We start from the raw sequence: 20,597 nt of genomic DNA on the forward strand, positions 1-20,597 counted from the left end.
CCTAAGCCGAGCGACGCAGTATCAGCAGATGGCGCTGACCTTGGCAACCGGGAACCTTGAGCACGTGGGTGGCGGTGAGACGAAAGTCCGCTGGCAGGGCCTGCAGTTCGTCATCTGGGTGAACGCCTTTCATCGCGAGCCATTGGGTATTGCTATCACCCAAATGCCGAGTCCAGTTGCTGAAATCTTCCAGTGAACTGAACGCCCGCGAGCAAATCCCGCTGAATGGCACAGCTGGGTTGAATTCCTCAACACGGCTGTGGATAACTTGCAGGTTGGCCAGTTTCAACTCCAGCTTCACCTGAGTCAGGAATCGGGTCTTCTTGCCGTTGGAGTCCAGCAGAGTGAACTGCCGCTCGGGAAACAGAATGGCCAGGGGAATTCCCGGCATACCGCCGCCACTGCCGACATCCAACCAGTTATCCCCAGCCTCTGCCACGAAAGGCACTACGGACAGGCTATCGAGCAAATGGCGCGAAACCATTTCATTCGGGTCGCGCACCGCTGTGAGGTTGTAGGCCTTGTTCCACTTGATCAGCAGAGCCAGGTAAGCCAGTAGCTGTTCGTGCTGCTGCGTGCTGAGTTCAACACCCAGCTCAACAGCGCCCTGGCTGAGTTCTTCGGCATGGCGTGCAGTAACCAACGACATCAGGCGCTGTGCTCCAACTGCTGACCGGCAGTGCGTTTTTTCAGGTGAATCAGCAGCAGGGAAATCGCTGCTGGGGTAACGCCCGGAATCCGTGAGGCCTGCCCGAGGGTTTCTGGGCGGCTGTTGCCAAGCTTGTGCTGAATTTCCTTGGACAACCCGGAAATCCCCGCGTAGTCGATATCGACTGGCAGCGTGGTGTCTTCACTGGCGCGCAAGCGGGCGATTTCGTCCTGCTGGCGGTCGATATACCCGGCGTATTTGGTTTTGATCTCGACCTGCTCGGCCACCTGTGGGTCCGGTGCACCGCCGCCAGTGATGCTTACCAGCCCGGCGTAATCGATTTCCGGACGGGCCAACAAGTTGAGCAGATTGTATTCGTGAGTCAGCGGCGTGCCGAAGTGGGCGGCAATCGCATCGCCCTGGGCTGTACCCGGTCGTACCCAGGTGCTTTTCAGGCGCTGTTCTTCCTGCGCGATGGCCTCGCGCTTGCTCTCGAATGCAGCCCAGCGCACATCATCCACCAGGCCCAATTCGCGGCCTTTTTCAGTCAGACGCAGATCAGCGTTGTCTTCGCGCAGGATCAACCGGTATTCGGCACGCGAAGTAAACATGCGGTATGGCTCCTGGGTACCCAGGGTAATCAGGTCATCGACCAGCACACCGATGTAAGCCTCATCGCGGCGCGGGCACCAGCTGTCTTTGCCCTGAGCGCGCAGTGCGGCGTTAGCACCAGCGAGTAACCCTTGCGCACCAGCTTCTTCGTAACCGGTGGTGCCGTTGATCTGCCCGGCGAAAAACAGCCCGGCGATCACCTTGGTTTCCAGGCTGTATTTCAGATCACGCGGGTCGAAGTAGTCGTACTCGATGGCGTAGCCAGGACGGACGATATGCGCGTTTTCCATACCGCGGATGCTGCGCACGATCTGCAATTGCACATCGAACGGCAACGAGGTGGAAATGCCATTGGGATACAGCTCATGGGTATTCAGGCCTTCTGGCTCGATAAATACCTGATGGCTGTCCTTGTCGGCGAAGCGGTGGATCTTGTCTTCAATCGACGGGCAATAGCGTGGACCAACCCCTTCGATCACCCCGGAATACATCGGCGAACGATCGAGGTTGGCCGCGATGATTTCGTGGGTACGCGCGTTTGTATGGGTGATCCAGCAGCTGACCTGGCGCGGTTGCTGTTCGGCGCGACCAAGGAAAGACATCAGCGGTGTTGGCGTATCACCCGGCTGCTCGGTCATCACCGAGAAATCTACCGAACGACCATCGATGCGTGGCGGTGTACCGGTTTTCAGACGACCGACGCGCAGCGGTAATTCGCGCAGACGTTGCGCCAAGGCAATTGAGGGTGGATCGCCCGCACGGCCGCCGGAGTAGTTCTGCATACCAATGTGGATAAGTCCGCCGAGGAAGGTGCCAGTGGTTAACACCACGGAATCCGCGAGGAAACGCAGGCCCATCTGGGTGATTACGCCTTTGACTTCAGCGTTTTCAACGATCAGGTCATCAGCGGCCTGCTGAAATATCCACAGGTTGGCCTGGTTTTCCAACGTTTCGCGAATAGCGGCTTTGTACAGCACGCGATCAGCCTGCGCGCGAGTAGCTCGTACCGCTGGGCCCTTGCGGCTGTTCAGTACACGGAACTGGATACCACCCTTGTCGGTGGCTTCAGCCATGGCGCCGCCAAGCGCGTCGATTTCCTTGACCAGATGGCTCTTGCCTATCCCGCCAATCGCCGGGTTGCAGCTCATCTGCCCGAGTGTTTCCACGTTATGGGTCAACAGCAGGGTTTTTACCCCCATGCGTGCTGCTGCCAACGCAGCTTCGGTACCGGCATGACCGCCGCCGATGACGATCACCTGAAAACGGGAAGGGAAATCCACCACGCACCTCGTGCCTGTTGAGAAATGGGGGGCTTTTTGGATTGAAAAGCGGGAAAGGCGGCAAGTATAGGGATTTAGCCGGTGTGAAAGAAGCCTTTTGCACAAAAAATAGCCAGCTCGCTTGAGGGCTGTTTGGCTGTGCCGGTTAATAAAGAATAAAAGAGAGAATTTTTATAAAGCCTTGTTTATATGTTTATTACTTAGCAACGGCTTTTCTGTGGATAGATTTCTACAGGCCAATAGATTAAAGGCTTACAGCGATTTAAAAGTCTGTGCTGATCCTGCCAGCTGCCTGTTCAGTTGCCGTATGCAAGCTGTGGATGAAAGTGATGGTTATCCACAGGGGGCGTTATCCTCCGTTTTATCACCGGGTTATGTGCAGGGCTTAGGCGGGCTTTTCCACAGGGCTTAGGTGGATAAATAAATGGTTAAACGTGCGTATTGCGCCCAGGCGAAGGCCTGCCTAAGTGGCATAAACATAGTTTTAGAGGGGACGCTACGTAGATGGGTTAGCCGCAGTCGGCAATAGTGAAGATGGATGAATGTTTGATGCGCCGTAGCCCATCAGGAATATGCCGCAGATGATGGGTTACGGCACATGGAATCGGCAGTGATTGCAGGTCCATTGCTCTCGCCGCTAACTCACCCGACCTGTCTAAACGATGTTATTTGCCAATACAGAAGCTGGAAAAGATCCGCCCCAGCAGGTCATCAGAGCTAAACGCCCCGGTGATTTCGCCCAAGGCTTGTTGAGCCATGCGCAGGTCTTCTGCAAGTAACTCGCCTGCGCCTGCCAGGGTTAGCTGCGCATGGCCGTGTTCCAGGTGAGTAGAGGCCAGGCGCAAGGCTTCAAGGTGCCGCCTACGTGCGCTAAAGCTGCTCTCGGAGGTCTGTTCATAGCCCATACATGCCTTGAGGTGTTCGCGCAGCAAATCCAGGCCCTCAGTGGACTTGGCCGACAGGCTGATGGTGACGTGGCCGTCATTACAGACTTCCAGCAGCACTGGTTCGCCAGACAGATCAGCCTTGTTGCGGATCAAAGTGACTTTTGCAGGGTCAGGACGCAGATCAAGAAATTCCGGCCACAGAGCAAAGGGGTCATTCGCTTCCGGCGCAGTGGCATCGACCACCAGCAGAATCCGGTCGGCTTCACCAATGGCCTTGAGCGCACGTTCCACACCAATACGTTCAACCTGATCTTCGGTGTCCCGCAATCCTGCGGTGTCGACTACGTGCAGCGGCATACCATCGATGTGGATATGTTCGCGCAGCACGTCACGGGTAGTGCCGGCGATCTCAGTCACGATGGCGGCTTCACGACCGGCCAGGGCATTGAGCAGGCTGGACTTACCGGCGTTTGGCCGACCGGCGATCACCACGGTCATGCCATCACGCAGCAGGGCACCTTGCCCTGCCTCGCGCAGCACACCAGCGAGATCGCTGCGCACACCTTCGAGCAGGCTGAGCACATGGCCGTCGGCAAGAAAGTCGATTTCCTCTTCTGGGAAGTCGATAGCCGCTTCGACATAGATGCGTAGGTTGATCAGGCGCTCGGTCAGGCCATGTACCCGCCGTGAGAATTCGCCCTGCAGCGAGCGCAAGGCATTGCGCGCGGCCTGTGCAGAACTGGCTTCGATCAAGTCGGCGATTGCTTCGGCCTGGGCCAGGTCGAGTTTGTCATTGAGAAAAGCCCGCTCGCTGAACTCGCCCGGTCGCGCCAGACGTGCGCCGAGTTGTACACAGCGGCGCAGCAGCAGATCGAGCACCACCGGCCCGCCGTGGCCCTGAAGTTCCAGTACATCTTCGCCGGTGAAGGAGTTAGGCCCTGGAAAGTACAGGGCCAGGCCTTCATCGAGCATCTGTTGGTCATCGGTAAAAAATGGTCCGTAGTGGGCATAGCGTGGTTTCAAGTCACGTTGGCAGATTGCCGTGGCCAGTTTTTTCGCCAGTGGTCCAGACACCCGCACAATGCCAACGCCGCCACGGCCTTGGGCTGTGGCAACGGCAGCAATGGTTTCTGTGACGGTTTGCATGCGGTTCTCCTGAAGTCGACATAGCAAAACGCCCCTGAAAAGGGGCGTTTGTTACAGCTTAGAAGCTAGCGAAAATCAGGCGTTTGCGGCCTTGGTCGCGGCTTCAATCTTGCGGGTAATGTACCACTGCTGGGCGATGGACAAGCAGTTGTTGACCACCCAGTACAACACCAGACCGGCAGGGAACCAGAGGAAGAAGAAGGTGAAGATGATTGGCATCATTTTCATCACCTTAGCCTGCATCGGATCCGGCGGAGTTGGGTTGAGTTGCTGCTGAATAAACATGGTGGCACCCATGATGATCGGCAGGATAAAGAACGGGTCTTTGATCGACAGGTCAGTTATCCACAGCAACCAAGGTGCCTGGCGCATTTCTACGCTTTCCAGCAATGTCCAGTACAGCGCCAGGAATACCGGCATCTGTACCAGGATAGGCAAGCAACCACCAAGCGGGTTGATCTTCTCCTTCTTGTACAGCTCCATCATGCCTTGGGACATTTTTTGCCGATCGTCGCCAAACTGCTCTTTCAACGCAGCAAGCTTAGGCGCTACAGCACGCATGCGGGCCATGGATTTGTAGCTGGCAGCGGACAGAGGGAAGAAAATCAGCTTGATGATCATCGTCAAAACAATGATCGACCAGCCCCAGTTACCCAGCAGGCTGTGGATATGTTCCAGCAACCAGAAGATAGGCTGAGCGAGGAACCAGAGAATGCCGTAGTCGACAGTCAGCTCAAGACCTGGCGACAAGGTCTTTAGATGGCCTTGTAGTTTCGGGCCGGCATAGAGAACGGCACTGATTTCACCCTGAGCGCCGGCAGCAACCTGAATGGCCGGGCCGGTAAAGCCGACAATGTAATTGCCTTGGCTGTCTTTGCGGGTCTGTACTTGGTTAGTAGTGTCTTTGCTTGGAATCCAGGCAGTGACGAAGTAATGCTGTAGCCAGGCAACCCAGCCTCCTTGAACGGTTTCTTTGAAGGCTTGTTTGTCGATGTCTTTCATCGACACTTTTTGGTATGACTTTTCAGGCGTCCACAGCGCACCGCCGAGGTAGGTGGCGGTGCCGGTAGCTGTTGTCGACGAAGGGTCAGCGCTACCATCACGCTTGAGCTGGGCAAACATGTTGCCGCTCCACGCTTGGCCGCTCTGGTTGTCGATCAGGTAGCTGACATCCATCTGATAGGACGCTGGGTCAACGCACCCAGGCTTTTTCAGCTGTTGCTCTTTGACCGTACATTCAGCGTTCAAGCCACGCTTGAAGGTGAAACGCTTGATGTAGTTGACGCCGCCTTCGCTGAGTTTCAGATCAACCTGCAGTTGATTCTGACCATCAGCCAGCTCATAGCTTTTCTTGTCGCTGCTCCACAGGGCACGGCCGCTGGACTTATCCGGTGCGTTAGTGCCAATCAGGCCACTCTGTGCCAGGTAAGTACGCTCGCCACCGTTGTCGAACAGTTGAAAAGGTACATCGGGACGATCCTGACGGCGTGGGTACTGCGTTAGGCGCAGTTGCACCACATCACCACCGCGCGGATCGATGGCCAGATCCAGTACATCGGTCTTCACGCGAATCAGTTCATCACTGGTCGCTACTGGTGCTGTACCGATAGCGCTCGGTTCAGCGGCAGCCGCCGTGCTCGGAATATCGTCACCAGAACTTGAGTTTGAAGTCGTGGCGCTGGTATCCGGCAAGCCTGGCACGGTGCTGCTGGTCGCGGCAATTTCTGTCGGTAGGGCAGTTTGACCGTAGTCCTGGTTCCACTGGAGAACCATCATATAGGACACGATTGCCAGGGCGACGATCAGGATTGAACGTTGAATATCCATGATTATTCGGCCATCGAAGAGGAACGGGAGGTTTTCGCGGGGGGGACCGGGTCGTAGCCACCGGGAGTCCACGGGTGACAGCGGCCCAGCCGACGTAGAGTCAGCCAGCCACCGCGCATGACGCCATGATGTTCAATGGCTTCAAGCGCGTAGCAAGAACAGCTTGGGTAGAAACGACAGTGGCTGGCCATCAAGGGACTGATGGCGTAACGGTAGAACTGGATAGGAAGCAAAACCAGTTTACGCATGGGGACTGTCGATCACCCCAGGTGTTACGACGGCTTCCGGGCTAGGCGGCTTGCTGCGTTCGAGGCGTTTCCAGAGTTTGCCAAACTGGCGTGCCAGCTCAATGTTCTCCAGATCACCAAGGCCTTTACGTGCCACCACCACAATGTCCCAACCAACCAAATTATCTTGATTCAGGCGGAACGATTCGCGGATCTGGCGCTTCAGACGATTGCGCTCAACCGAGAGCTTGACGCTCTTCTTGCCGATCACCAATCCCAAACGGGGATGATCAAGCTCATTGTTGCGCGCCAGCAGCAGGACATTTTTGCCCGGAGCTTTGCCGCTAGGGGAGTCGAAGACTGCCTTGAATTGTCGGGGGGTTAGCAGACGCTTTTCCCGACTGAAGTCTCGACTCACCACAAGACCGAAATATTAAACGGCGAGACGCTTACGGCCCTTGGCGCGGCGACGCGACAGGACAGCACGGCCGTTCTTGGTGGCCATACGAGCGCGGAAGCCATGAGTGCGAGCGCGTTTGATAGTGCTGGGTTGGAAAGTACGTTTCATGATGCGGTACCTGGGTGGTCGACTACGGGCCGGAATGGCCCCCGTTTTAAGAGACCGGCAATTCTAGAGAAACCCGAGGGTCAGGTCAATTTCCAACCAGGCTTTTCATGCATAAAGAAATATAAAGAAGAGAATATTTAAAGATGTTTAGTAATGTTAGTAACTATTAGCTCACCTAGCATCTGTGTATAAGTGTCTGAAGACCAATAGATTTAAGCCTTTCGGCCAAGGGTAAGTCTGTCAAAAAAGCGTGCTGCAACTGTGTGGAAGCAGCGCACAAGCTGAGGATGGAATGGCGTTTTACCCACAGCAGGGTTTTCCACCGGTTTTTACCCTGGGTTATCCCAGTACCTTATGAAGGTTTATCCACAGCCTTTGTCTGGCCTACACCATCAAGCCATTAATGCGAATAACACGTTGATTTTCCTTGCGCATAGAAGCCTGTACATGTGGATAACTCAAGCTTCGACGGCTACAATGGGCGCTGTTTTTTGCCTCGCGCCTTGCGATCTAGGGGATGTCCGTGTCTGTGGAACTTTGGCAACAGTGTGTCGAGCTTTTGCGCGACGAGCTGCCTGCTCAGCAATTCAACACCTGGATCCGTCCACTGCAGGTCGAAGCCGAAGGCGACCAGCTTCGCGTCTACGCACCCAATCGTTTCGTCCTTGATTGGGTCAATGAAAAATACCTCAGCCGCTTGCTTGAACTGCTTACGGAACGGACCAACGGTCTAGTACCGGATATCTCCTTATTAATAGGCAGTAAACGCAGCAGTGCGCCCCGTGCAGCTGCATCTGTTACAGCGCCTGCGCCAATCGCCGCAAAGCCAGCACCTGCGGCGGCACCTCCGACGAACGGCGTAAGTGCTGAACCGTCACGTGCCAGTTTTGATCCTATGGCCGGCGCTGCCAGTCAGCAGGCACCGGCGCGTACTGAACAACGCACGGTGCAGGTCGAAGGTGGGCTCAAGCACACCAGCTACCTGAACCGTACCTTTACCTTTGATAACTTTGTTGAAGGTAAGTCCAACCAACTGGCCCGTGCAGCAGCCTGGCAGGTGGCGGACAACCCCAAGCATGGTTACAACCCACTGTTCCTTTATGGTGGTGTGGGCTTGGGTAAAACTCACTTGATGCATGCGGTGGGTAATCACCTGTTGGCGAAGAACCCGAATGCCAAGGTGGTTTATCTGCATTCCGAGCGTTTTGTTGCGGACATGGTCAAGGCACTTCAGCTGAATGCCATTAATGAATTCAAGCGTTTCTATCGTTCGGTAGACGCGTTGCTGATCGACGATATTCAGTTCTTCGCCAAAAAAGAACGCTCACAGGAAGAGTTCTTCCACACCTTCAACGCTTTGCTTGAAGGTGGTCAGCAGGTAATTCTCACCAGTGACCGTTATCCGAAAGAAATCGACGGGCTGGAAGAGCGTCTCAAGTCGCGTTTTGGTTGGGGGTTGACGGTTGCTGTTGAACCGCCGGAGCTGGAAACCCGCGTGGCGATTTTGATGAAAAAGGCCGACCAGGCCAAAGTCGACCTGCCACACGATGCGGCCTTTTTTATTGCCCAGCGCATCCGCTCTAACGTGCGCGAGCTGGAAGGTGCATTAAAGCGGGTGATCGCTCACTCGCACTTTATGGGGCGTGACATTACCATCGAGCTGATCCGTGAATCGCTCAAAGACCTGCTAGCCCTGCAGGATAAGTTGGTCAGTATCGACAATATCCAGCGCACGGTGGCTGAGTACTACAAGATCAAGATTTCCGATCTGCTGTCCAAGCGTCGTTCGCGTTCTGTAGCTAGGCCTCGCCAAGTGGCGATGGCTTTGTCGAAAGAACTGACTAACCACAGCTTGCCGGAAATTGGTGATGCTTTCGGCGGGCGTGATCACACAACGGTATTGCATGCATGCCGTAAGATTGCTGAACTTAAGGAATCCGACGCGGACATCCGCGAGGACTATAAAAATCTGCTGCGTACGCTGACAACCTAGAACCGTTAAAAGTCTGCCGGGCTCTAGCTCGTGTCACTTTAAACAGGTTCTAATTACGCAACTCCACTAGGCAAGGGACTAGACCATGCATTTCACCATTCAACGCGAAGCCTTGTTGAAACCTCTGCAACTGGTCGCCGGCGTCGTGGAACGCCGTCAGACCTTGCCGGTGCTTTCGAATGTTCTGCTGGTGGTTGAAGGCCAGCAACTTTCGTTGACCGGTACTGACCTGGAAGTCGAGCTGGTTGGTCGTGTCACCCTGGAAGAGCCAGCGGAGTCCGGCGAGATCACCGTACCTGCGCGCAAGCTGATGGACATTTGCAAGAGCCTGCCGAGCGATGCACTGATCGATATTCGTATCGATGAGCAGAAGTTGCTGATCAAGGCGGGTCGGAGCCGCTTCAGTTTGTCGACGCTACCGGCTAACGATTTCCCGACTGTTGAAGAAGGTCCAGGCTCACTGACCTTCAGCCTGGTGCAAAGCAAGCTGCGTCGTTTGATTGAACGCACCAGTTTTGCCATGGCGCAACAGGACGTTCGTTATTACCTCAACGGTATGTTGCTCGAAGTGCAGACCGGCATCCTCCGCGCCGTAGCTACCGACGGTCACCGTTTGGCCATGTGCTCCATGAGTGCAGATATCGAACAGGTTGAACGTCATCAAGTCATCGTGCCGCGCAAAGGTATTCTTGAACTGGCTCGTCTGCTTACTGAACAAGATGGCAGCGTCAGCATTGTCCTTGGTCAGCACCATATTCGTGCTACCACCGGTGAGTTCACCTTCACCTCGAAACTGGTAGATGGTAAGTTCCCGGATTACGAGCGCGTTCTTCCGCGTGGTGGCGACAAGCTGGTGGTTGCTGACCGTCAAGGTTTGCGTGAAGCCTTTAGCCGCACAGCGATTCTTTCCAACGAGAAATACCGTGGCATTCGTCTGCAACTGGAATCTGGTCTGCTGAAAATTCAGGCCAACAACCCAGAGCAGGAAGAAGCCGAAGAAGAAATCGTTGTTGATTACAACGGCAGTGCGCTGGAGATCGGGTTCAACGTCAGCTACTTGCTTGACGTGTTGAGCGTGATGACCACAGAGCAGGTTCGCCTGATTCTTTCCGATGCCAACAGTAGTGCTCTAGTGCAAGAAGCCGACAACGATGATTCGTCTTATGTTGTTATGCCGATGCGTCTGTAACTGCTGAATGTCCCTTACTCGTTTTACCGTCACCGCGGTGCGTAACCTGCACCCGGTGACCCTCTCCCCTTCCCCTCGTATCAATATCCTTTCCGGCGACAATGGCAGCGGTAAAACCAGCCTGCTTGAAGCGATCCACTTGCTTGGCTTGGCCCGCTCCTTCCGCAGTACACGCCTGCTCCCCGTCATTCAATACGATCAGCTCGCCTGCACGATTTTCGGTCAGGTGCAGATGTCTGATGGACGGCAAAGTAATTTGGGTATTTCGCGGGATCGCCAGGGTGAATTTCAGATTCGTATCGACGGGCAGAATGCACGTAGTGCTGCACAACTGGCAGAGACGCTACCGCTGCAGTTGATCAACCCTGACAGTTTCCGTCTTCTCGAAGGCGCACCGAAGATCAGAAGGCAGTTTCTCGATTGGGGAGTGTTCCACGTGGAACCTCTTTTTTTACCTGCGTGGCAGCGTCTGCAGAAGGCCCTGCGTCAGCGGAACTCATGGCTGCGGCATGGTACACTTGACGCCGCTTCGCAGGCGGCCTGGGATCGAGAATTGTGCCTGGCCAGCGACGAAATTGACGGTTATCGACGTGCTTATATTCAGGCCCTGAAACCGGTTTTCGAGCGCACCCTGAATGAGCTTGTTGAGCTTGAAGGTCTGACCCTGAGTTATTACCGTGGCTGGGATAAAGAGCGTGAGCTGAATGCAGTGCTCGCTTCTACTCTCCCGCGCGATCAGCAATTGGGTCATACCCAGGCGGGCCCACAGCGAGCCGATCTTCGGTTGCGCTTTGGTGCGCACAATGCCGCCGAGATACTCTCGCGCGGCCAGCAAAAATTAGTAGTGTGTGCCCTGCGTATTGCGCAGGGTCATTTAGTAAATCAGGCCAAGCACGGCCAATGTATCTATCTGGTGGATGACTTGCCGTCAGAACTGGATGAACAGCACCGCCGTGCATTGTGCCGATTGTTGGAAGACTTGCACTGCCAGGTGTTTATCACCTGTGTAGACCATGAATTGTTGAGGGAAGGCTGGCGCACGGATACGCCAGTTGCCATGTTCCACGTGGAACATGGTGGCATTACCCAGACCCACGACCACCGGGAGTGAAGGCATGAGCGAAAACCAAACGTACGACTCCAATAACATTAAGGTCCTCAAGGGCCTGGATGCCGTACGCAAGCGGCCTGGTATGTACATCGGCGATACAGACGATGGCAGCGGTCTGCACCACATGGTGTTCGAGGTGGTCGATAACTCGATTGACGAAGCACTGGCTGGGCATTGCAGCGAAATCACCATCACCATCCACCCGGATGAGTCGATCAGCGTGCGCGATAACGGCCGTGGCATTCCAGTGGACGTTCACAAGGAAGAAGGTGTTTCCGCCGCCGAAGTGATCATGACGGTGCTGCACGCCGGCGGTAAGTTCGACGACAACAGCTACAAAGTTTCCGGCGGGCTACACGGTGTAGGCGTTTCCGTAGTAAACGCGCTGTCCAAGGAACTGATCCTGACCATTCGCCGCAGTGGCAAAATTTGGGAACAGACCTATGTGCATGGCGTGCCGCAGGCACCGATTGCTGCTGTGGGCGACAGTGATACCACCGGCACACAGATACACTTCAAACCGTCTGAAGGCACCTTTGCCAACATCCACTTTAGTTGGGACATCCTGGCCAAGCGCCTGCGCGAACTGTCGTTCCTCAACTCCGGTGTGGGCATTATGCTCAAGGATGAACGCAGTGGTAAGGAAGAGCTGTTCAAGTATGAAGGCGGCCTACGTGCTTTCGTTGAATACCTCAATCAGAACAAAACTGCGGTCAACCAAGTATTCCACTTCACCATGCAGCGTGAAGACGGCATTGGTGTAGAAGTCGCCTTGCAGTGGAACGACAGCTTCAACGAGAACCTGTTGTGCTTCACCAACAACATTCCACAGCGTGATGGCGGCACCCACCTTGCTGGTTTCCGTTCGGCATTGACGCGCAACCTGAATGCTTATATCGAGCAGGAAGGTCTGGCCAAGAAGCACAAAATTGCCACCACCGGCGATGATGCCCGCGAAGGCCTAACGGCGATTATTTCGGTAAAAGTACCGGACCCAAAATTCAGCTCGCAGACCAAAGACAAGCTGGTTTCCAGCGAAGTCAAAACGGCCGTCGAGCAGGAAATGGGCAAGTACTTTTCTGACTTCCTGTTGGAAAATCCCAACGAAGCCAAACTCGTGGTTGGCAAGATGATCGATGCCGCGCGTGCCCGTGAAGCGGCGCGTAAAGCCCGTGAAATGACCCGCCGTAAAGGTGCGCTGGATATCGCTGGCCTGCCGGGCAAACTGGCCGACTGCCAGGAGAAAGACCCTGCCCTTTCCGAACTCTACATCGTGGAAGGGGACTCCGCGGGCGGTTCTGCTAAGCAGGGCCGTAACCGCAAGACGCAGGCGATCCTGCCGCTCAAAGGCAAGATTCTCAACGTTGAGAAAGCGCGTTTCGACAAGATGATTTCCTCCCAGGAAGTCGGCACCCTGATCACCGCGTTGGGCTGTGGTATTGGCCGCGATGAGTACAACATCGACAAGCTGCGTTACCACAACATCATCATCATGACCGACGCCGACGTCGACGGTTCGCACATCCGCACCCTGCTGTTGACCTTCTTCTTCCGTCAGCTGCCGGAGCTGGTTGAGCGTGGTTACATCTACATTGCTCAGCCGCCGCTTTACAAGGTCAAGAAAGGCAAGCAAGAGCAGTACATCAAAGACGACGAGGCCATGGAGGAATACATGACCCAGTCGGCCTTGGAAGATGCCAGCCTACACGTAAACGAAAGTGCCCCTGGCCTGTCTGGCAGCGCGCTAGAAACCCTGGTTAACGATTACCGCCTGGTAATGAAGACCCTCAACCGTTTGTCGCGTCTGTACCCGTTGGAGCTCACTGAGCACTTCGTCTACATCCCGCGTGTGGAAGCCGAACAGCTGGCCGATAAAGCTGCCATGGAGCAATGGTTAGGCCTGCTCGATGCGCGCCTGAAAGGCATGGAAAAATCCGGCCTGGTGTACAAAACCAGCTTGCACGAAGACCAGGAGCGTCATGTCTGGCTGCCACAGGTTGAGTTGGTGTCGCATGGGGTTTCCAGCTACATCATCTTCAACCGCGACTTCTTCGCCAGTAACGACTACAAAACCGTTACTACCTTGGGCGACCAACTCAACAGCTTGCTGGAAGACGGTGCCTACGTGCAGCGTGGCGAGCGCAAAAAAGCGGTCAACACATTCAAAGATGCCCTGGCTTGGTTGATGGCGGAAAGTACCAAACGTCACAGCATCCAGCGCTATAAAGGTCTCGGCGAAATGAACCCTGATCAACTCTGGGAAACCACCATGGACCCAGAAGTACGCCGCATGCTCAAGGTACGTATTGAAGACGCGATTGCTGCCGATCAAATCTTCAACACCCTGATGGGAGACGCCGTAGAACCGCGTAGGGACTTTATCGAGACCAACGCACTGGCGGTGTCTAACCTGGATTTCTGATTTTCTCGAGAAGGGAAAGTTAAGCGGTTCGGCCAGAGTTAATGTCCCACTGCTCTGCCAAGAAACCCCGGTTGACCGAATGGTCTTCCGGGGTTTTACATTTAAGGAGATTTTTCGGGCTTAAGTGGTATTCGACTTGTGGAGTCGAGTTCACTTTTTATGATGTAGCCATGCGTATGGTAGTAATAGCTAGTTGCGGGGCGTCGTTCTTTAGCCATATGCCGGATTGGCAGTGGCAGCGTCAGATGTTGGAGCAAGCGGCGTTTGGAGATGCGGTGTAGCTTATGAAATCCCTGTAAGAAAGCTAAGTCGCTTTATGAGCACACCACATATAGCAATGTGGTCAGTCCCTAAGAAGGTCTATCTTCACCTTCAGCAAACCGCTATAGCGAATGGCTTACACGGCAAGGCGTTGTTAGCCACTTCCTGAACTGCCTCGCGAGCACTAATCTAATGCCATCCACTGAGCAACGGATGTGCTCGGAATCAAGGATGATTGACCATCGCTAGGACGCATTGACAGGATGTTGAATGGTCAGGAAAAAACCCGCTTCGGCGGGTTTTTTGTTGGCTGAAAAAGCACAGAAACACGGATATCAGAAAGCACTGAGGGGAGCCGTGGCTCCCCTCAAATAATGGCTTCATATTTTTATTGTTAGGCGGTCTGTTGTTATTTTTGATGACCGTTGGTGCCGCGAGCTTTTTCTGACCTAGGAAGGCCAAGAGAAAACGTATTTTTTTGGACGCTAGCGGTGCTTTGTCACGTTGTGATCCAACCAGCTCGCTACCTCAAGGTAGTTTTATTGTTCTATCTGGTTGCCGGGCCGAGCCCTAAAAAGCCTGCTTTCTCCAAAAAAATCTGTTTGCTACCGACCTGTCTGTTGTTTTTGTTGTGTCAGTGTCGAGTCGCGATGCTGCTGATTTTATTGTTCTTGTACCTAATACATAGCAAAGCCTGTGCCATTTATTTAATTAGTATATAAATCAATAACTTATAAATAATCGTCCGTGTACAGTGATCACCACGTGTGTGTTTTTGTTTCTGTGCTACTCATTAACGTTACCTTAGGCGTGGGATGATGCCGTAGACCGTTACCTTGAAAGGAACTAACGTGACTGGAGCATTGTCGGGTGATGGGTATGCCAGTGAGGCCGCTGGCAGGTACTTCGCGTAACGGGCCTATATTCGGCTTCGGGCAGGGTTATGGCGACCTTCTTACATGGCAACCGGCGGCAACGTAGTCGACATTTGTTGCTAGCGGGTGTGTCAACCTGCGCGCCAAAGTGCGGACAGTTGCCATCTCGTCCTGTGCTGATGAGCGAAGAAGATGAAGCGTTAATAGCTACTGCTCGTGAACGCTTCGCAGCTCCCCTACGTATGGAGGTTGAGCTGGATAACCTACTAGCTTTGAGTTTGATGCGTGGGCACTGAAGAAATAGCAAAGCTGCGTGATAGCGTTTTCCAGCAGCGAAAAACCCCGGTTAACCTTTGGTTAACCGGGGTTTTCGTTATGGCGGGGTTACAACGTGATGCACTCAGGTTTGGCTCAAGCCAGCGGCACCCACCAGTAGCGCACAAAATGAAAGAACACGGGGGCGGCGAAGCAGACGGAGTCGAGGCGGTCGAGCATGCCGCCGTGGCCTTCGATCATATGGCCCCAGTCTTTCACGCCACGGTCACGTTTGATTGCCGACATCACCAGGCCGCCGGCAAAGCCCAGCAGGTTTACGGTCATGGCCATCAAGGCCGCCTGCCAGACGTTGAATGGGGTAATCCAGCAGAGCAATGCGCCGATCAGGCAGGACAGGCTGATACCGCCGACAAAGCCTTCGATGGTTTTCGATGGCGACAGATTGGGCGCAATTTTGTGCTTACCGAACAACTTGCCGCACACGTATTGCAGCACGTCAGACAGCTGCACAACGATAATCAGCCAGGCGATCAGCAGCAGGTTGCGGCCTTCATAACCAGGGATATCCAGGGTGAGTAGAGCCGGTACTGAGGAGATGCAGTACACCGCGATCATCAGCCCCCACTGCACTTTTGACGCCCGCTCCAAGAAGCGCTTGGTATCGCCGCCCAGCGATGCCAGGATCGGCAGCAGCAGAAACAGGTACACCGGAATAAAGATAGCGAACAAGCCGTACCAGTCGAGCGCGATCAGCAGGTACTGCATTGGCAGGGCGAAGTAGAAGGCTGCGACCAGCGCGGGATAATCGCTGCGCCGCGTTGGGGTGAGCGTCATAAACTCACGCAGCGCGTAAAACGATACGAAATAGAACAGCAGGATCACGCCCAGATTGCCAAAAAGGAAGGCAATCCCGATCACCACGACCATCACCCACCAGGCGTTGATTCGCGCATTAAGGTTGTCGATAACGCTGTTGGGTGTAGGGCCGCTACGCCACTTAAGCAGCCAACCAATGGCCGAGGCGAGCAGTAACAGCGCGCCGATACCGGCGAACAGCAACAGAGTGTTGTTATCCATCTCAAGCCTCCTCGGGCGCTAGTGCCAACAGGGCATTACGGGCGCGTTGTAGAAATTCATCCTTGCTTTCATCGGTTAGCGGCTCAAGCGGTTTGCCGAAACTTAGGGTACACAGCAGCGGCAACGGCAGCGCCCTGCCCTTGGGCATAACGCGGTTGAGGTTGGCGATCCACACCGGCACCAATTCGATGTCAGGGCGTAAGCGAGTCAGGTGAAACAGGCCGCTTTTAAATGGCAGCAGACCATCCTCAAGATTGCGCGTGCCTTCCGGGAACAGAATCAGCGAATCACCCTGATCCAGCGCATCAAGCATGGGCTGTAACGGGTTTGCCTCAGGGGTTGCCCGTTCGCGGTCGATTAATACGCCGTTGAAGACCTTATTGATCAGGTAGCGACGCACACCATCGCGTTGCCAGTAATCGGCACCGGCAACCGGTCGAGTGGTGCGGCGCAGCGGCGCGGGCAGCGATGCCCAGAGCAGGACGAAATCACCATGGCTGCTGTGATTGGCGTAGTACAGCCGCTGCACGGGTGTGGGTGTGCAACCAAGCCAGAGTGCACGGGCACCGGTGAGTAAGCGTGCGGCCGAGGTGATGATGAACGCGGTCAGGGACGCGAGCATGGACGACTCCTTATCCAGTGATTGAAAGCCATGGCAGGCCAAGTAGGCTCAGCACAGCGACGAGCAGTTGCGCGAGTAAGCAGAGCGCTTGCCGGCGTAACAAGCCCAGGGCACCCCGGCTGCGTTCTTCCCAGCTGCGCGCAGGCTGATTAGCCGGTTGTAGTTGTAGCAGGACCAGTGCCTGGTCGAGATCGATTTTCTGCGTAGCCAACTGATCAGCACGCTCGGCAAGTCGCTGGAACAGTTCAGCATCCAGCGCCACCCGCAATGCCCAGTACTTCTGCCCAATGCCCAGCAAGACCAGTAGCGCACAGAGCACTGCCGACAGCGGTTGTGCCGTGACGCCGAGAAGCGGTGCCAGGCCAATGATTAGGGCGAGTACCGTGAGTACGCTGGACAGCCGATCCAGCGCCCTGCCCCGACGCAGCAAACTGGCCACAGTGAACAGCTGCATTTCAGTTGCCATAGGCTGCCGCCTCGCTAGATGTGCTGTGGTGGTCCAGCGCTAGCATGCTTTGCAGGGCTTGTTGATGAGCTTCACTCAGCACCACCTGAGGACGCGCGCGGCGCAGCAGGGCCAGGGCTTCTGCTACATCCTTGCAGCGCCCGCTGTGTAGCAACCAGGCGGCAACCGCAGTGGCGCTGCGTGAATAACCCAGCGCACAGTAAACCAGCACGGTGCCGTGTTGACGTAAATCCTCAATGCACTGCGCGGCCTGCAGGCAGTCGGCTGGGTTAGGGACGCAGAGATCGAGCAGGGGCAGCGAGCGGTAGGCCTTAGGGCTGGCTATTAACGGCAGCTCGGCACATAAATCGAACAGCGCATGGAATTGTTCGGCTTCGCCAGGGGCAGGAATACGCCCCAGCCAAACGCCGGTGCTGACTTCATTTGGGGTCGGTTGAGCGCCGGTCCATAAACGTGAGTTGAGCCATGCGGCGGCCAGGTAAGGCGCGAGTAACCAGGTTGCAGCGCTGCTTAGCCGGCCCTCGGGGTTTTTCTGAAAGCCCGCCGCACCGAACAACAGATAGTTGAGTGCGACCAGCAGCAAGGAGAATGCCGGCCATAACAGCCATAGCCAGCTCCCACCGATATTCACCGCCAGGGCGCTGAGCAGTGCTGCGCCAAAGCCGTAGCGTAATGCCAGGCGTAAGCGCTTTGGATCGCGGCTCAGCTGCCAATTAAGCAGCGGACTTTTACCCTGTAACGGCCACAACCAGACGCACAGCCAGCCGGCTAAAACCCCGGTGGGCAAGTCGATGAAATGGTGTTGCCAGGTGGTCAGCACGGACAGGCCAATCAACGCCATCCAGCCGTGTAGCGCGACGCGTAGCAGCAGGCCACGGGTGTGACGGGCGAACATCACCCACAGCACCACCAGCAGGGCGATATGCAGCGAAGGTGCTTGGTTGAAGGGTTTATCAAAGCCCATCAACACGTCGAACATATGGCCAAACAGGCCATCCAGTTCAGGTCGCTCGAAGGTGAAACGCAGGGGCCAAAGCATAAAGCAGGCGATGCAGATGATCTGCACACTGAGCAAGCGCAGCGCGTGGTGATCCATTTCCCGCCGAGTAAATGGCAGCAAGAAAGACAGCCCATAAAGCAGGTCGATTGACCAGTAAGGCACGATAGTCCACGGCCATAACGGCATGTGGCTTTCCCAGGCAAACACCAGGGTGCCAACGTCCTCACGTTGGCCACTTAACCAGTTGGCGAAGTTGTAACTGGCAAAAAACACCGGGGCCAACAGCAGTAGCCAGAGCACCCCGCGTTTCCATAGCCCCGGCTCGCGGCTAAGCGTAGCGCCCTGCATCAGGACACCCGCTGCGCCAAAGACACGCTGAAGATGCCCCACTCATCGACACGCTGGGTCAGTTTACGAAAGCCTGCGGCCTCGACCAGTTGATCCATTTCCGCCTGGCTGCGGCGGCGCATCACCCAGGGTTGGCCGTCGCGGTGGCTGGTCAGGGCGCGCGCAATCAGCTCAAGCTGTGGATGCCAGGGCTGCCCGGTGTACACCAGATAACCGCCCTCCTCGACGGCTGCCGCCAGCCCGGCGAGCGAGTCACCGACCATCTGATTGCTGCCGAACAGCTCATACAAACCGGAAACCACTGCCAGCGTCGGTTTGGGATCAAGTGCGGCGAGGTCGGCTTTATCGAACGCATCGCCTTTGACGAAGCGGGCGATGTCCGCCAAGCCTTTCTGCTCAATCAAGGCGCTGCCGTCGCGCACATTGATGTCGCTGTAGTCGCGCAGCAGGATCGACTCGGGCTTTTGCTCCATGCCCTGCAGCGCTTCGAGAATGTAGCGGCCATGGCCGGCGGCGATATCAACGATACGCACCGCACTGCCCTGCTCGTGCAGCTTGCCCATGGCCAGGCGCAGCAACTCTTCGGCATGCAGCTTGCGCTGGCGAATGCCGCGCCAGCCGATGGAGTTGAGATAGTTCTGGTCGATCAGTTTGCCGATTGGCGTTTTGCCGCTGGGCTGGTTGCGGTAGACGTAATCCAGGGTGCTACCCGAGTCGAAACCGGTGTCGAAACCCAGTTTGACCCCGTCCGCCAGGCTACTGCCAAGCTTGAGACTGGCGCGGGTGGCACGCCAGTAAAGGTCGCCGAGGGAGTTGTGCGGCAGCGGCGCGGCGAGGCTTTCTGACTCTGCGCAGGTCAGTCCGAGACGATCCGCGTCGAGCAAGGACGGCCGTTGCAGCGGTTCTTCAAAGTTGCGTAAGAGGAAGCGTCGAGCGCGGCTTAGCGCATGGCTGCGGTCACGCTCGCCGAGGGTGTCGTGGAAGAACCCAGGGAGAATGTGCTGCTCTTTACGCAGGCTGCCCAGGCGTTCGAAGAACTGCTGCTGCGGTTTGCGGTGCACCACAAAATCGGCACCTGAGATCAGCAACTGGGTGGGAATCTGAATCGCTTGAGCATCAGCCACTACGCGCTCGGCGGCGTCATACAGGCCGAGCAGCATATTCACCGAAATGGCGCGGGTAATCAGCGGGTCGGCGTCGAAGGAGGCGATGCGTTCAGGGTCGTGGCTGAGGTATTTGGCTTTTACGTAGCTGTTGACGAAGAAGTTGCCGCGCAACGCGCGCATCAGCTTGAGGCCGGGACGTGCCAAGGGCACGTAAAGTTTGACCTTGAAGGCCGGCGAGGCGAGCACCAGGGCGCGGATCTTCGGCGCGTAGTCATGCGCCCAGGTGGCCACTACGACCGCGCCGACGCTTTGCGCCAGTACCGCGATATCTTCCACCGCCAGGCCATGGTTGGCGCTGATGTGGTCGATAAAGGTCTGCACATCGCGCACGCTGGTGGCAAAGCTGGGGCTATCGCCGCGCTCGCCAGGCGACAGGCCATGGCCGCGTGCGTCCCAGGCGAAGAAGTCGAAATCGGCCATGTCCAGTTCATCGACCAGATGGGCCATGCGTCCGCCATGTTCATGGCCGCGGTGGAACATCACCACGGCGCGTTTAGGCGCGGCGCTGTTCGCGTTGCTGGCCGGCCAATGACGGTAAAACAGCTCTACGCCGTCGTGGGTGGTAAAGCTGAGCTCTTCGGCTTGGCGCATCGAG

At 55.9% G+C, this 20,597-nt stretch carries 16 protein-coding genes; 4 read left to right on the plus strand and 12 right to left on the minus strand.

Translation table 11 applies throughout. The features are described 5' to 3' along the window. Nucleotide 1: 1 nt before the first annotated feature. The 7 genes from rsmG to rpmH all read right to left on the minus strand — a co-directional run bounded on the left by rsmG (nt 2) and on the right by rpmH (nt 7,196). The gene (gene rsmG, locus VCA57_RS03800; protein ID WP_411183621.1) at nt 2-649 is read right to left on the minus strand and encodes a 16S rRNA (guanine(527)-N(7))-methyltransferase RsmG; all 648 of its coding nucleotides are present in this window, start codon (nt 647-649) and stop codon (nt 2-4) included. After that, nucleotides 649-2,541: a tRNA uridine-5-carboxymethylaminomethyl(34) synthesis enzyme MnmG gene (gene mnmG, locus VCA57_RS03805; RefSeq protein ID WP_411183622.1), complete on the minus strand. Its 1,893-nt coding sequence runs from the start codon at nt 2,539-2,541 to the stop codon at nt 649-651. The genes rsmG and mnmG overlap by 1 nt, the downstream gene beginning before the upstream one ends. 665 nt (nt 2,542-3,206) lie before the next feature. Further along, nucleotides 3,207-4,574 (minus strand): tRNA uridine-5-carboxymethylaminomethyl(34) synthesis GTPase MnmE, encoded by a 1,368-nt coding sequence (mnmE, locus tag VCA57_RS03810; RefSeq protein WP_411183623.1) that lies wholly within the window; start codon nt 4,572-4,574, stop codon nt 3,207-3,209. Nucleotides 4,575-4,649: 75 nt separating this feature from the next. Next, nucleotides 4,650-6,401 (minus strand): membrane protein insertase YidC, encoded by a 1,752-nt coding sequence (yidC, locus tag VCA57_RS03815; protein ID WP_411183624.1) that lies wholly within the window; start codon nt 6,399-6,401, stop codon nt 4,650-4,652. A gap of 2 nt (nt 6,402-6,403) precedes the next feature. Further along, nucleotides 6,404-6,649 carry a membrane protein insertion efficiency factor YidD gene (gene yidD, locus VCA57_RS03820; RefSeq protein WP_411183625.1) on the minus strand — a complete coding sequence of 82 codons (246 nt, stop codon included), beginning with the start codon at nt 6,647-6,649 and terminating at the stop codon, nt 6,404-6,406. Further along, on the minus strand, nt 6,642-7,046 hold the full coding sequence (gene rnpA, locus VCA57_RS03825) for a ribonuclease P protein component (protein WP_411183626.1): 405 nt from the start codon (nt 7,044-7,046) through the stop codon (nt 6,642-6,644). Before rnpA ends, yidD begins: the two co-directional genes overlap by 8 nt. Nucleotides 7,047-7,061: 15 nt before the next feature. Beyond that, nucleotides 7,062-7,196, minus strand: coding sequence for a 50S ribosomal protein L34 (gene rpmH, locus VCA57_RS03830; RefSeq protein ID WP_002551315.1), 135 nt, complete (start codon nt 7,194-7,196; stop codon nt 7,062-7,064). Between the two features lie 523 nt (nt 7,197-7,719). Here rpmH and dnaA point away from each other — a divergent pair. The 4 genes from dnaA (at nt 7,720) to gyrB (ending at nt 13,911) form a co-directional block, all read left to right on the plus strand. Further along, nucleotides 7,720-9,189: a chromosomal replication initiator protein DnaA gene (dnaA, locus tag VCA57_RS03835; protein ID WP_411183627.1), complete on the plus strand. Its 1,470-nt coding sequence runs from the start codon at nt 7,720-7,722 to the stop codon at nt 9,187-9,189. Between the two features lie 85 nt (nt 9,190-9,274). Continuing rightward, nucleotides 9,275-10,378, plus strand: a complete 1,104-nt coding sequence (gene dnaN / locus VCA57_RS03840) for a DNA polymerase III subunit beta (RefSeq protein WP_411183628.1) — start codon at nt 9,275-9,277, stop codon at nt 10,376-10,378. 7 nt (nt 10,379-10,385) lie between these two features. Next, on the plus strand, nt 10,386-11,489 hold the full coding sequence (gene recF / locus VCA57_RS03845; protein ID WP_411183629.1) for a DNA replication/repair protein RecF: 1,104 nt from the start codon (nt 10,386-10,388) through the stop codon (nt 11,487-11,489). 4 nt (nt 11,490-11,493) lie between these two features. Beyond that, nucleotides 11,494-13,911, plus strand: coding sequence for a DNA topoisomerase (ATP-hydrolyzing) subunit B (gyrB, locus tag VCA57_RS03850; RefSeq protein WP_411183630.1), 2,418 nt, complete (start codon nt 11,494-11,496; stop codon nt 13,909-13,911). A 1,547-nt stretch (nt 13,912-15,458) separates the two neighbouring features. Here the strand turns inward: gyrB and VCA57_RS03855 are convergent. From VCA57_RS03855 to VCA57_RS03875, 5 genes are read right to left on the minus strand one after another with little or no spacing between them, the layout of a single operon-like run. Then, the gene (locus VCA57_RS03855) at nt 15,459-16,400 is read right to left on the minus strand and encodes a phosphatidate cytidylyltransferase (protein WP_411183631.1); all 942 of its coding nucleotides are present in this window, start codon (nt 16,398-16,400) and stop codon (nt 15,459-15,461) included. Between the two features lies 1 nt (nt 16,401). Further along, nucleotides 16,402-17,022: a lysophospholipid acyltransferase family protein gene (locus VCA57_RS03860; protein WP_411183632.1), complete on the minus strand. Its 621-nt coding sequence runs from the start codon at nt 17,020-17,022 to the stop codon at nt 16,402-16,404. A 10-nt stretch (nt 17,023-17,032) separates the two neighbouring features. Further along, complete coding sequence (locus VCA57_RS03865; RefSeq protein ID WP_411183633.1) at nt 17,033-17,488, minus strand: hypothetical protein; 456 nt, start codon at nt 17,486-17,488, stop codon at nt 17,033-17,035. After that, entirely contained in the window at nt 17,478-18,836 is a 1,359-nt protein-coding gene (locus VCA57_RS03870; protein WP_411183634.1) for a phosphatase PAP2/dual specificity phosphatase family protein, read from the minus strand. The genes VCA57_RS03865 and VCA57_RS03870 overlap by 11 nt, the downstream gene beginning before the upstream one ends. Continuing rightward, on the minus strand, nt 18,836-20,593 hold the full coding sequence (locus VCA57_RS03875) for a bifunctional alpha/beta hydrolase/class I SAM-dependent methyltransferase (RefSeq protein ID WP_411183635.1): 1,758 nt from the start codon (nt 20,591-20,593) through the stop codon (nt 18,836-18,838). Before VCA57_RS03875 ends, VCA57_RS03870 begins: the two co-directional genes overlap by 1 nt. Between the last annotated feature and the right edge of the window lie 4 nt (nt 20,594-20,597).

It is taken from the genome of Pseudomonas sp. (assembly GCF_046581935.1).
GTDB lineage: Bacteria > Pseudomonadota > Gammaproteobacteria > Pseudomonadales > Pseudomonadaceae > Aquipseudomonas.